Genomic DNA, 12,647 nt, shown 5'->3' with positions numbered 1-12,647 from the left:
GAGGCATCAACCGAACTCGAAGTTCATCGCCGGCGCTGCCGGGCCGACGAAATCGCCCTGCACGTAATCCACGCCGGCACTGAACAGCAGTGTCATCGAGTTGGCGTCGCTGACGAACTCGGCCATGGTGCGGATGCCGGCTTCCTGTGCGCGTGCGGTGATCTGGCTGACCCGGTCGATGTTCTCGCGGGTGGCGGCCAGGTCGCTGGTGAAGCCGCGATCGAGCTTGAGGAACTGCGGCTGGAAGTGGGCCAGCAGCTGGAACGAATCCAGGCCCGAGCCGAACTGCTCCAGACCGATCCGGCAGCCGAGAGGTGCTACTTCCGCCAGGAACTGCTGGGCGCTGCGCAGGTGGGTGAACACCTTTGACTCCGGCGCATGCAGCCACAGGCGTTCGCCCGGTACGCCGTGTGCCTGCAACTGCTGGCGCAGCGTGGCGATCATCTTCGGATCGTCGAACGATTCCGGCGTGACCTTCACCAGCATCTGCGTCGGATGACCCTCGCGCGCACGCGCGCCCAGTACCGTGATCGCCTGCGAGACGACCCAGCGGTTGATGTCCGCCAGCAGGCCGTGTTCTTCGGCAATGCCGAGGAAGGCGGTCGGGCTCAGCAACTCTCCGTTGTGTTCCAGCCGCAGGTAGGCTTCATACAGCTCCAGCGACTCGCCCTGCAGGTTCAGCACCGGCTGGTAATGCAGTTGGAAGCCATCGCCTGCCAAGGCCTCGCGGATACGCGCGACCCAGCGCTGCACGCGCTCTTCTTCCACGCGATCGACAGCGGCCGGGTCGAAGATACGGCAGGTATTGCCGAGCGCGGCAGCGGCCTGTGTACATTCACTGGCGCGCGCCAGCACCTGGCCGATGCTGGCGATCTTCTCGCCCACCTGCACCCCGCCAATGCTGACGGTCACCGTGGCCGAGCGCGCGCCGATGCTGAAGACGTGCGCGGCGTAGGCTTCGCGGATTCGCTCGGCCAGTGCCACGGTCTGTGCATAGGGACCGGACTGCAGCACGGCGAAACTGTGTTCGCCGAAGCGGGCCAGTTGCGCATCCTCGCCAACGACCTCGGCCAGCAAGGCGGCGAGGGCGCCGATCAGGGCGTCGGCCGAGGCCAGTCCAATATCGGGGATCAGGCGCGCGTAATGATCCGGTTCGACCATCAGCAGGCCGAACTGCCCCTCGCTGCGCCCGGCCTGTGCAACCGCGTCCTCGACCTGCAGCATGAAGGTCGGGCGGTTGAGCAGGCCGGTGACCTGGTCGCGCTGGCGCAGGTCTTCGACCTCGCGTGCCAGCTCCGGGTCGAATTCCATGCGCCGGCGGAACACCACCTGCAGGCAGGATTCGCCCTCGTAGGTGGCTGCGGTGAACTCCATCGTCGCCGGGAAAGCGTTGCCGTCCTGGTGGCGGGCGTCGAGCTGGTACTGCGGTGGTGGCGCTTCGCCGCGGCTGAGTGACTTCAGCAGCTGCTTGAAATCATCCACGTGCTGGGCGGCGACCATGTCCAGCAGCGAGATGCCTTCGACCTCCTCGAAATCCTCGTAACCGAACATCTCCAGGTAGGCATCGTTGGCGCGGATGTGCATGCCTTCGTGGACATAGGCAATCGGTTCACGCGACGAGGCGATCAGCGCGTCGCAGCGACGCTCGGTCTCGCGCATCTGCGCTTCGATCCGGCGCAGGCCGCGGCGTGCCTGCAGGTCGACCCACTGGTCGCGGACCACCGCCAGCAGGTGTTCGGCGCGCTGGCGCAGGGCGAGGGCGCGAACCCCGTTGCTGCTGGCCTGTACCAGTTCGTCCTCGTCGATGCGCTCGGCCAGCAGCACCAGCGGGATGTCCTTGCCGCTGGCGGCGATGTGCTGGGCCACCAGTGGCAGCGGGATGCTCTGCGAGGGCGCCGCCAGCACCAGGTCGATCGCCTGGCTGGCCAGTACCTGCGACAGCTCGGCCGAGTCCTGCGGGCGCCATGGGCGCACGGCGATGCCGCTGTTGCGCAGGGTGCTGACGATGGCTTCGGCGTTCTCGCCGCTGTCATCGACGATCAGCAGGCGGATGGTGATGTCGTTCGCGTTCTGCATGCACTGCTCCCCAATCTGCAAATCTAGATACACGATGCGTGGCGGCGCGTCCATGCGCGCAACGCTTGCGTGCCCGGAACGGCGATGCGGTTCACACCACGCAGCCGGCTGCGTGCCCGCTGGCCCAGGCCCACTGGAAGTTGTAGCCGCCCAGCCAGCCGGTCACGTCCAGCACCTCGCCGACGAAATGCAGGCCAGGCACGCGCTTGGATTCCAGCGTCGACGAAGAGACTTCGTTGGTATCGACACCGCCAAGGGTGACTTCGGCGGTGCGGTAGCCCTCGGTGCCGCTGGCCACCAGTGGGAATGCTGAAAGCACCTGTGCTGCCTTGCGCAGGTCCGGCTCGTCCAGCTGACGTACCGGGCGGTCAGGCAGCCAGTGCTCGCACAGGCGCTGCGCCAGCCGCTTGGGCAGCACATCGCCCAGCACCGTACGCAGTTCCGCGGCGGGTCGTTCGCGCTTCATCTGGCGCAGCCATCCGGCGGCATCCTGGCCGGGCAGCAGATCCAGCGACAGCGCGTCACCGGGTTGCCAGAACGAGGAAATCTGCAGGATGGCCGGGCCACTGACGCCACGATGGGTCAGCAGCATGAAGTTGCGGAAACTCGTGCCGTTGCAGCTGGCCTCGACCGGCAGGGCGACGCCGCTGAGCTCGGCCAGGCGCTCCTGGTGGGTGCCGCTGAGGGTCAACGGCACCAGGCCGGCGCGGGTGGGCAGCAGCTGGTGGCCGAACTGGCGCGCGATCTCATAGCCGAACCCGGTTGCACCAAGACTGGGAATGGACAGGCCGCCGGTGGCCACCACCAGCGAGGCGCAATGGAACAGGCCGTGCGTGGTGTGCACGCGGAAGCCGTCAGTGCCGTGCTCGATGCGCTCCACGCTGCACTGCGTGCGGATCTGCACGCCGGCCTGCTGGCACTCGTCCACCAGCATCTTCACGATCTGCTTGGATGACACATCGCAGAACAGCTGGCCCAGCTCTTTTTCGTGATAGGCGATGCCGTGGCGCTCGACCATCTCGATGAAGTGGTACGGCGAGTAACGCGCCAGCGCCGACTTGCAGAAATGCGGATTGGCCGACAGGAAGTTGGCCGGGGTGGTGCCGGTGTTGGTGAAGTTGCAGCGGCCACCGCCGGACATCAGGATCTTCTTGCCGATCTTGTTGGCGTGGTCGATCACCTGCACATGCCGGCCTCGCTGGCCCGCCGTGATCGCGGTCATCAGCCCGGCCGCGCCGGCACCGATCACCAGCACGTCGCAGCGGATCGTGCTCATGCCTTGGCGCGCTTTCGCCAGTTGGGGATCACGTCCAGCTGCATCTGATCGTTGAGCAGTTGCACTTCGGCGTCCTGGATCAGCACGCTCCAGCGCATCGCGCGCTGGATCTGCTGGCCCCACAGATCGACGAATCCGCCGTCCAGGTCGACCACCGACAGATTGTCGAAGCGTGCCAGGCCCTTGCTCTGCTTCTGCCACCAGATGTCCGACGCATTGCCGCCGTAGTTGACCACCTGCACCTGTCGGCTGCGGTTGCTGGCCTTGCGGATGCGCGACTCGTCCGGATGGCCGAGGTCGATCCACTGCAGGATGTCGCCGGTGTAGTCGTGTTCCCACAGGTCCGGCTCATCGTCGGTACTCAGGCCGCGGCCGAACTCCAGGCGGTCGCCAGCGTTCAGCGCGAAGGCGAGCAGGCGCACCATCAGGCGTTCGTCGGTTTCAGACGGATGCTGGGCCAGGGTCAGGTTGTGGGTCGCGTAGTAGCCGCGATCCATGTCGCTGATCTGCAGTTCGGCCTTGCGGATGGTGGCGGTGAGGGCCATGAAGATCCAGAGGGGTAAAGACCGTCAATGATAGAGGTTTGCCCCGGGGGTGTCCGGTATGGGGGTGTCGGCAGGGCGTGATCGGTGGCACGCTGGCCGCCCTGATTCTTCCGGCTTGCCCTGTCGTATGTCCCGTTCACGTCCGCGCCGGCTGCAGATCGACAGCGCCACGACCGCGCCATGACCACGCCCAGCCGACTGCAGCTGCCGCCCGGTAACTGGGTTTCCCTGCTGGAGGGGCTGTGCGCGCGCTTCCCGCGCATCGACCGGTTGCAGTGGGAGAGCCGCTTCGCGCGGGGGCGGGTGCAGGACGCGCAGGGCAGGGCGCTGGCGGCCGACATGCCGTGGCAGGTGGGGCTGGAGATCCGCTACTTCCGTGAAGTGGCCGACGAGCCGGTGATTCCCTTCGTGGAGACCATCCTGCATCACGATGCGCACCTGCTGGTGGCTGACAAGCCGCACTTCCTGCCGACCGCGCCTGCCGGTGCCTTCGTGCGCGAAACCCTGTTGGCGCGCCTGGTCGAACGCACCGGCAACACCGATCTGGTGCCGTTGCATCGGCTGGACCGGCTGACGGCCGGCCTGGTGCTGTTTTCCACCCGGCCGGAAACGCGCGACGCCTACCAGCGCCTGTTCCGTGAGCGCCGCATCGAGAAGACCTACGAGGCGCTGGCACAGGCCTTGCCCGATCTGCGGTTTCCGCTGGAGCGGCACAGCCGGCTGCAGCCAGGGGAGCCGTTCTTCCGTATGGTCGAAGGTCCCGGCGAACCGAATGCGCGGACCCGTATCGAGGTCATCGATGCGCACGGCCCGGTCTGGCGCTACCGGCTTGTGCCGGAATCCGGACGCAAGCATCAGCTGCGCGTCCATATGGCTGCGCTCGGTGCGCCGATCCTGGGCGACGGGTTCTACCCGCAGCTGCAGGACCGGCCGCAGGGTGAGGGCGAGCCGCCGTTGCAGCTGCTGGCGCAGGCACTGGCCTTCGATGATCCGCTTACGGGCCAGCGGCGCAGCTTCCGCAGTGCGCGCACCTTGAGCGTTTCCGGCTGAGGTGCAGCTGGATTCACCTGTTCGGGCGGCGCGCCAGCCAGCGGTCCAGCTCGGCAGCGAACAGCTGGCGGTCGCGCGCGCCCAGAGGAGGCGGTCCGCCGGTCTGCACGCCCGCGCCTCGCAGTTCTTCCATGAAATTGCGCATCGACAGCCGCTCGGCCATGTTGTTGGGGGTGTACAGCTGGCCGCGTGGGTTCAGGGCCACCCCCTTCTTCTCCAGCACCAGGGCGGCCAGCGGGATGTCCTGGGTGACCACCAGGTCGCCGGCGGCCACCCGTTCGACAATGGCGCTGTCGGCCACGTCCAGTCCCTGCGGCACCTGGATCGAACGCAGCCAGCGCGAGGGTGGGGTGCGGATCCACTGGTTGGCGACCAGGGTCAGTTCCACACCGACCCGTTCAGCGGCGCGGAACAGGATGTCGCGAATGACGACGGGGCAGGCGTCTGCGTCCACCCAGATGCGGGGGAGCAGGGGTTCAGCTCGGGTTTCAGCTTCAGTCATTTACCCAGTGTAGGGTAGGAAAAACCTGAATGGGGGCCCGGGTTTAGCCTCGATCTGGTGCAACCCCTTGCCCTGCCTAGGGACCGGCCATTTGTCGCTGAATATCAAGGCTATCGCTTTTTACTCAAAACACGCGTATCGTCTGGCCCACTGTGTTTGCTAGGGTCACCGTGAATCGTGGCCTGGTGCAGTTGATCTCACGATCCGCTCATCGATCCGCTTTACCAACGCCTGCAACTCAGTCTCGGCCCCGATACCCGGTGGCTGCGATTTTTTTCAACATGTGTTTCAGGAGTTAGTAAATATGTCTGATCGTCAGACCGGCACTGTCAAGTGGTTCAACGACGCCAAGGGCTTCGGCTTCATCACCCCGGAAAGCGGCCCGGACCTGTTCGTGCATTTCCGCGCGATCCAGGGCACCGGCTTCAAGACCCTGCAGGAAGGCCAGAAGGTTACCTTCGTCGCCGTCCAGGGTCAGAAGGGTATGCAGGCTGACCAGGTGCAGGCGGTCTAATCCGTCTGCTACCGTTTGGTAGCCAGAACGCCGGGAGCGAAAGCTCCCGGCGTTTTTCGTTATGGGCTTCTTGCAGCGTCGAGCCAGGCTCGGCTCTACAAAGGGCATGCACCTGGCACGGTACGATGCAGTCCTCCCCAAGGATCGTCCCCATGCGCATCGTCCCCATGCGCATCGTCCATCATCTGGAAAACTCCCGTTCGCTGCGCGTGCTGTGGATGCTGGAGGAGCTGGGGCTGGACTACGAGCTGCGCCGCTACCCGCGCGACCCGAAGACGATGCTGGCGCCGCCGGAACTGCGCCAGGTGCATCCGCTGGGCAAGGCGCCGGTGCTGCAGGATGGCGATCTCATCCTCGCCGAATCCGGCGCCATCCTCGACTACCTGGTTGACCGCTACGACGTGCATCGCCAGCTGTCGCCGTCGCCGGTACCGGCCGATGGCAAAGAGCGCATCGATTACCGCTACTGGCTGCACTATGCCGAAGGCTCGGCGATGCCGCCGATGCTGCTGACGCTGGTGATCAGCCGCATCCGCAGCGCGCCGATGCCGTTCTTCGCGCGGCCGATCGCCCGCAGCATCGCCGACAAGGCCGAGCGCGGTTTCGTCGGCCCGCAGCGACGCCTGCATCTGGACTGGATGGAACGGCGTCTGGCCGAAAGCCCGTGGTTTGCCGGCGAGCGCTTCACCGCCGCGGACATCCAGATGAGCTTCCCGATCCAGGCAGCGGCCGCACGCGGCGGCGGACTGGACGACAAGCCGGCATTGCGTGGCTTCCTCAAGCGCATCGGCGAGCGTCCGGCCTACCAGCGTGCCGAGGCGCACGGTGGCGCATTGCAGGCCCTGCGCGGCGATTGAGGACGGCCGTCGCCGCCCCCATGCTGTGCTCATGGATACCACGGCTCCCCAGTTCGACAACCGCCTGCTGACTCTGCTGCCGGGCGATCCCGAGTCCGGCCCGCGCCGACGCGAAGTGCTGGGTGCGGCCTGGTCGCCGGTGATGCCGACACCTGTAGCAGCGCCGGTGCTGCTGGCGTGGTCGCCGGAGGTTGCCGCGATGCTCGGGTTCGATCCTGCGCAGGTCGATGATGAAGGCTTCGCCCAGGTGTTCGCTGGCAACGCGCTGTATGCGGGCATGCAGCCGTGGGCGGCCAACTATGGAGGCCACCAGTTCGGGCACTGGGCCGGGCAGCTGGGTGATGGTCGCGCCATCTCGCTGGGCGAGTTGATCGGCGCCGATGGCAGGCACTGGGAACTGCAGTTGAAGGGCGCCGGGCCAACGCCGTACTCGCGTGGCGCCGATGGCCGTGCAGTGCTGCGCTCGTCGATCCGTGAATTCCTGTGCAGCGAGGCGATGCATCACCTCGGCGTGCCGACTACCCGCGCCCTGTCGCTGGTCGGCACCGGCGAGGACGTGGTGCGCGACATGTTCTATGACGGTCATCCGCGTGCGGAGCCCGGCGCGATCGTCTGCCGGGTATCGCCCTCGTTCCTGCGTTTTGGTTCGTTTGAACTGCCTGCTTCACGTGGCGAGACCGCATTGTTGAAGCAGATGGTCGACGCCTGCATCGCCCGCGATTTCCCGGAACTGAAAGGGCAGGGCGAAGCGCTCTATGGCGACTGGTTCGCACAGATCGCCGTGCGCACCGCAGAGATGATCGCGCACTGGATGCGCGTCGGTTTCGTGCATGGGGTGATGAACACCGACAACCTCTCGGTGCTCGGCGTGACCCTGGACTACGGCCCCTATGGCTGGGTCGAAGACTTCGATCCGGACTGGACGCCGAACACCACCGATGCGCAGGGGCGTCGCTATCGTTTCGGCACCCAGCCGCAGGTGGCGTACTGGAACCTCAGCCGTCTGGCACAGGCGCTGTCGCCGTTGTTCGCCGACGTGCAGCCGCTGCAGGCAGGGCTGGCCGCCTACCAGGCGACCTTTGTCGCCTGCACCCGTCGCGATGTGGCGGCCAAGCTGGGTCTGGCAGCGGCTGACGATGCCGATCTGCAGCTCTACCAGCGTTGGCAGCAGCTGATGCAGGACGGTGGCATGGACATGACCCTGGCATGGCGTGCGCTGATGCGCATCGATGCCAATGCACCCGATGCGGGGGTACTGGCCGAAGTCTTCTACGACCCCGAGCGGCAGCACGCGGTGCAGGAACCTCTGCAGCAGTGGCTGCAGGATTACGCGGCCCGACTGCGTGCCGATCCACTGTCGGCACCAGAGCGGTTCGCGAAGATGGGCGCAGCCAATCCGCTGTATGTGCTGCGCAACTGGCTGGCACAGGAAGCAATCGACCGCGCCGAGCAGGGCGACCTGGGCGGGGTGCACGCCCTGCAGGACGTACTGCGTGATCCGTACACCGAACGCCCGGGGCTGGAGCATTACGCCGGCAAGCGCCCGGCGTGGGCCGACAATCGCGCCGGCTGTTCGATGCTGTCCTGCAGTTCGTAGGGTTTTCTTTTGCAGGGCTGCGCCCTGCACCCGCCGAGGCCGGAGCAACAGCAACAGCGGGGATCCTGTGGAATGGCGGGGCACTGTGGGTTTGCGGGGACGCCGTAAACCCATCCATGGAGGCTTGGTCGCGGCATCCATGCCGCTCACACCCCGCAAACCCACAGTGCGCCTCCTTCGACAGTTGGCCGCGATCTGCCGGATCTGCCCCCCGATCTGTTTCGAGATCTGTTGCTCTGGCTCCAAGCAGGTGCAGGGCTCCAAGCCCGGCAAACAACATGCCCTACAACGAAGGTAGTACCCATTCAGTGCGATATTCGCACGCGCAGTCGATTACCGCACTTGAATGGTGCAGTGCGATAAACCTAATTTCACTTCCACAGTTTCACAGCAGTCCAAGCGATCCACCCCTGGCGGGGCGAGGGCAGCAGCCGGTCCGGTGCTGAAGCCAGGTGCAGGGGAAGACCGCAGGATTCTCCTTCACCTGTGCGGAGTGATCGCATGCGCCGTCGTCTGTCCATTGTTTCCCTGTCCCTGCTTGCCATGCTGCCGTCGCTGGCGCTGGCCTACCAGGCAGAACCGCCGCGCGAGGCCCCGCAGGTGCTGCGCGTGGACCGCTACGCCGACGACGCCAACGCCGGCTCGCTGCGCTGGGCGATCACTACCGCCAACGGCGCACCCGGCCGCTACCGCATCGAGATCGACACCGTAGGCACCGCGCCCTATGTCATCAAGCCCGCCTCGCCGCTGCCGGAAATCAAGGGCCCGGTGCAGATCATCGGCACGTCGTGGGCACGCGATGGCCAGTACGTCGCTATTGATGGCTCGGCCTACGTCACCGGCACCGGCACCGATGCCTGCCCGGGCGCCGAACCCGGCCAGTCGGGTACCAACGTGCGCACCACCACGCTGCCGGGGCTGGTCCTGCGCGATACCCAGGGCGTGGAGCTGGCCGGCCTGGAGATCCGCAATTTCTGCATCGGCGTGCTGGTCAACCGCTCCAGCCACAACGAGATCCATGACAACCGCATCGTCGCCAACAAGGGCGGTGCCGGCATCATGCTCACCGGTGATGACGGCAAGGGCCAGTCCACCGCCATCACCACCGTGCACAACCGCATCGTGCGCAACCTGTTCCTTGATAACGGCGACGGCCTCGAGTTGACCCGAGGCGCGGCCTGGAACCTGGTCGCCGACAACCTGTTCCAGTCCACCAGTGCCAACCCGGAACCCTCGCAGGGCATCGAGATCCTGTGGGGCAACGACAACAGCGTGGTCCACAACCGCTTCGTCGATTACTCCGATGGCCTTCAGATCAACTGGGGCAACCGCAACTACATCGCGGCAAACACTTTTACCGGCAACTCGCTGGGCCTGAGCATCACCGGCAGCGGCAACGTGGTCGACGGCAACACCATCACCGGCAATGGCATCGGCATCGGCGTGCGCCCGCAGCCGGTCAGTGCGCCGAACCGCTTCACCGGCAACCGCATCTACGGCAACGGCCTGCCGATCGAGCGTTGCGAAGCCGGCGGCGCCTGCGTGAAGGGCCAGCCACGTGGCGCCATCGTGTTCGGTGTGCCGGGCCTGGAGCACGCCAGCTTCGTCGGCTCCCGTGGGCGTGGCGTGGACAACGATGCGTCCAAGCGTGCGCGCATCTGCACCGCTGCCGGCCAGGCCGGCTGCCAGCCACTGCCGAACCTCGGCCAGGCCGCGCCGCAGCTGACCGTAGTGCAGGGCAAGGGTGCGCAGCGCCAGCTGACCGGTCGTTTCCAGGGTGTGCCTGATACCCGCTACCAGGTGGAAGTGTTCGGCAACCGCGCCGCCGCCGGCAACGAGGCGGAGTGGGTGCTGGGCAGCGTGGAAGCACGCACCGACGCGCAGGGGCAGGGCAGCTTCACCTTTCCACTCGGTGCAGGGACCGACGCTGCCGCTGCCGGCAGCCTGACCGCCACGGTCACCTCGGCGCAGGGCGCGACCTCCCCCCTGAGTGCGCCGCTGTCGCTGCGCTGACCACCTCCACGAGACCGCGATCATGAATCCTGCGAAACCTGTTTCCCTGGGCATGCTGGCCGCCCTGCTGCTGCCAGTCGTGGCCAGCGCGCAGTCCAGCAACCGCTATGAAGGCAAGACCCTTACCGGCGACTGGGGCGGCACCCGCACCGATCTGTTCGAGCGCGGCGTTGCCTTCCGCGGCGACTACGTGGGCGAGGCCATGGGCGTGGTCGATGGCGGCTACGGCGAAACCGGTGCGCGCTACGCGCAGCAGGTGCGCGTGGGCATGGACCTGGACATGGGCAAGCTGGCTGGCTGGGACGGTGGTGCGTTCCACTTCACCCTCAACGACCGTCGCGGCCGCAGCACTTCGGTGGATTTCGTCGGCAACCGCTTCCCGATCCAGGAGGCGTATGGCGGCCAGTACACGCGGCTGACCGAACTGAGCTACGACCAGACCTTCAATGCCGGCCGGTCGTACTACAAGCTGGGCTACTACGCGATGGGCAACCAGTTCGGCCTGCACAGCCTGCTGACCCACTTCGTCAACGCCGCGTTCTGCGCCCACCCGCTGGCGATGTCCGGCAACAGCGGCTGGTACAACTACCCGATGGCACGCTGGGGCGGCGAGTTCGCCCAGCAGATCAGCCCGGCGGTGAACGTGCGCACGGGTTGGTTCCAGGTCAACCCGAACCTGGGCGGCAACATCGAACGCAACGCATTCCGTCCGTTCGTTTCGGGCACCACCGGTTCGCTGTTTCCGGTGGAGGTGACCTGGACGCCGGCCAAGGGCAGCCGCTACGCCGGCGTCTACAAGTTCGGTGGCTACTACGACACTTCGCGCGTGGACCAGCGCGGCCTGGATACCTCGCCGACCACCGGGCGCCACGGCGCCTACGTGCTGGCCGAACAGCGCCTGACCCAGGAATCGGCCGACCCCAGCCGCGGCCTGACCGCCTTCGCGCAGTACATGGTGTCCGACACCGATACCGCGCAGATCAAGCGCTGGTACGCGCTGGGCGGCGTCTACCAGGGCATCGGCGCGCGCGCGCAGGACAGCATCGCGCTGGGCTACGTGGGCGCTGACATCAACGACCGCCTGGTCGATGCGCGGCGCGCCACCTTGGCTGCCGGGGGCGTGCCCACCGATTCGCCGATGTACAACCTCAGCCAGGCCGAGGAGCTGTTCGAGCTGTCCTACAGCTTCCAGGTGAAGCCCTGGCTGATGATCCGCCCGGACCTGCAGTACATCGTCAACCCGGGCACGTTCAATTACAGCGGTACCGACAACGCCTGGGCCGTGGGTGTCCAGGCCAAGGTGACCTTCTGATGGCTGCGCGCTTCTTCCATGCCGTGGTGACTGCGATGAACATTCCGCTCGCTTCCGTTGTCCTCGCCGGCGTGCTCGCCTCCTTCCCCTTGCTGGCCCTGGGCGCGCCCCCACCGGCGGTGCTGCAGGTCGGCCAACTACGCATCGGCGAGGGCAGCCCGCGCACAATCGTGCCGATCACCGGTGCCACCGCGGATATCGCGCTGCAGCAGGCCGCGTCCATCGCCGCCAGCAATGCCACCGACATCGCCGAGTGGCGCATCGATTACCTGGACATCGCCACCGATGGCAAGGCGCTGGTCGCGCTGGGCAAGCGCATCCAGGCCGCGGTGGATGGCAAGCCGGTCATCGTGACCTTCCGCACGAAGGCCGAAGGGGGCGCCAAGCCGATCAGCGATGCCGACTACGGCAAGCTTTACGCCGCGCTGCTGCGCGGTGGTGTCGCCCAGTTGATCGACGTAGAGATGTTCCGCGATCCGAAGGTGGTGCAGGCGCTGGTGGCGCAGGCCCACCAGGCGGGCGTGAAGGTGGTGATGTCCAGCCACGATTTCCATGCCACGCCGCCGCGCGAGGAAATCGTCGCGCGCCTGCTGAAGCAGCAGGCGATGGGCGCGGACGTGTTGAAGATCGCGGTGATGCCACGCGACGCCGGCGATGTGCTGGCCCTGCTGGACGCCACTTGGCAGGTGCGCCAGCAGAGCGACAAGCCGCTGCTGACCATGTCGATGGGCGGCACCGGCGTGGTTTCGCGCCTGGCCGGCGAAACCTTCGGCCAGGCCCTGACCTTCGGCATGATCGGCACCCCGTCGGCGCCGGGCCAGGTCGAGGTCGATCGCCTCCAGGACGTCCTGCAGGTCATCCATGCATCCAGCCAGGCCGGTCACTGAGACCTTTCCCGCCGAACG

The 12,647-nt window shown here is 66.5% G+C and carries 11 protein-coding genes; 7 read left to right on the top strand and 4 right to left on the bottom strand.

Features of this window, described 5'->3' with window-relative positions; translation table 11 throughout:
• Positions 1-6: 6 nt before the first annotated feature.
• From HFK18_RS19150 to HFK18_RS19140, 3 genes are all read right to left on the bottom strand, one after another.
• Positions 7-2,076, bottom strand: coding sequence for an EAL domain-containing protein (locus tag HFK18_RS19150; RefSeq protein WP_180167509.1), 2,070 nt, complete (start codon positions 2,074-2,076; stop codon positions 7-9).
• A 91-nt stretch (positions 2,077-2,167) separates the two neighbouring features.
• Positions 2,168-3,352, bottom strand: coding sequence for an NAD(P)/FAD-dependent oxidoreductase (locus HFK18_RS19145; RefSeq protein ID WP_180167508.1), 1,185 nt, complete (start codon positions 3,350-3,352; stop codon positions 2,168-2,170).
• Positions 3,349-3,897, bottom strand: a complete 549-nt coding sequence (locus HFK18_RS19140) for a YaeQ family protein (protein WP_033830883.1) — start codon at positions 3,895-3,897, stop codon at positions 3,349-3,351. Before HFK18_RS19140 ends, HFK18_RS19145 begins: the two co-directional genes overlap by 4 nt.
• Positions 3,898-4,077: 180 nt before the next feature.
• Between HFK18_RS19140 and HFK18_RS19135 the strand changes: the two genes are divergently transcribed.
• A complete protein-coding gene (locus HFK18_RS19135; protein ID WP_180167507.1) occupies positions 4,078-4,947 on the top strand; it encodes a pseudouridine synthase in 870 nt (289 codons plus the stop codon).
• Between the two features lie 13 nt (positions 4,948-4,960).
• On the opposite strand, the gene HFK18_RS19130 is transcribed toward HFK18_RS19135, so the two are convergent.
• Entirely contained in the window at positions 4,961-5,449 is a 489-nt protein-coding gene (locus HFK18_RS19130) for a YaiI/YqxD family protein (protein WP_099821241.1), read from the bottom strand.
• A 304-nt stretch (positions 5,450-5,753) separates the two neighbouring features.
• Here HFK18_RS19130 and HFK18_RS19125 point away from each other — a divergent pair, with 304 nt between their 5' ends.
• The 6 genes from HFK18_RS19125 (at position 5,754) to aroD (ending at position 12,629) form a co-directional block, all read left to right on the top strand.
• Positions 5,754-5,963, top strand: a complete 210-nt coding sequence (locus HFK18_RS19125; protein WP_025875108.1) for a cold-shock protein — start codon at positions 5,754-5,756, stop codon at positions 5,961-5,963.
• 167 nt (positions 5,964-6,130) lie between these two features.
• The gene (locus HFK18_RS19120) at positions 6,131-6,820 is read left to right on the top strand and encodes a glutathione S-transferase (RefSeq protein ID WP_180167627.1); all 690 of its coding nucleotides are present in this window, start codon (positions 6,131-6,133) and stop codon (positions 6,818-6,820) included.
• Between the two features lie 31 nt (positions 6,821-6,851).
• Entirely contained in the window at positions 6,852-8,417 is a 1,566-nt protein-coding gene (locus HFK18_RS19115; protein ID WP_180167506.1) for a YdiU family protein, read from the top strand.
• A gap of 501 nt (positions 8,418-8,918) precedes the next feature.
• Positions 8,919-10,430 carry a NosD domain-containing protein gene (locus tag HFK18_RS19110; protein WP_180167505.1) on the top strand — a complete coding sequence of 504 codons (1,512 nt, stop codon included), beginning with the start codon at positions 8,919-8,921 and terminating at the stop codon, positions 10,428-10,430.
• 22 nt (positions 10,431-10,452) lie between these two features.
• Positions 10,453-11,742: a carbohydrate porin gene (locus HFK18_RS19105; RefSeq protein WP_180167504.1), complete on the top strand. Its 1,290-nt coding sequence runs from the start codon at positions 10,453-10,455 to the stop codon at positions 11,740-11,742.
• Positions 11,742-12,629, top strand: a complete 888-nt coding sequence (gene aroD / locus HFK18_RS19100) for a type I 3-dehydroquinate dehydratase (RefSeq protein ID WP_180167503.1) — start codon at positions 11,742-11,744, stop codon at positions 12,627-12,629. The genes HFK18_RS19105 and aroD overlap by 1 nt, the downstream gene beginning before the upstream one ends.
• Positions 12,630-12,647 lie beyond the last annotated feature (18 nt).

Origin of the sequence: Stenotrophomonas sp. SbOxS2 (assembly GCF_013416715.1) — a bacterium.
Lineage (GTDB): Bacteria > Pseudomonadota > Gammaproteobacteria > Xanthomonadales > Xanthomonadaceae > Stenotrophomonas > Stenotrophomonas lactitubi.
This window is presented reverse-complemented; position numbering and strand designations above follow the sequence as displayed.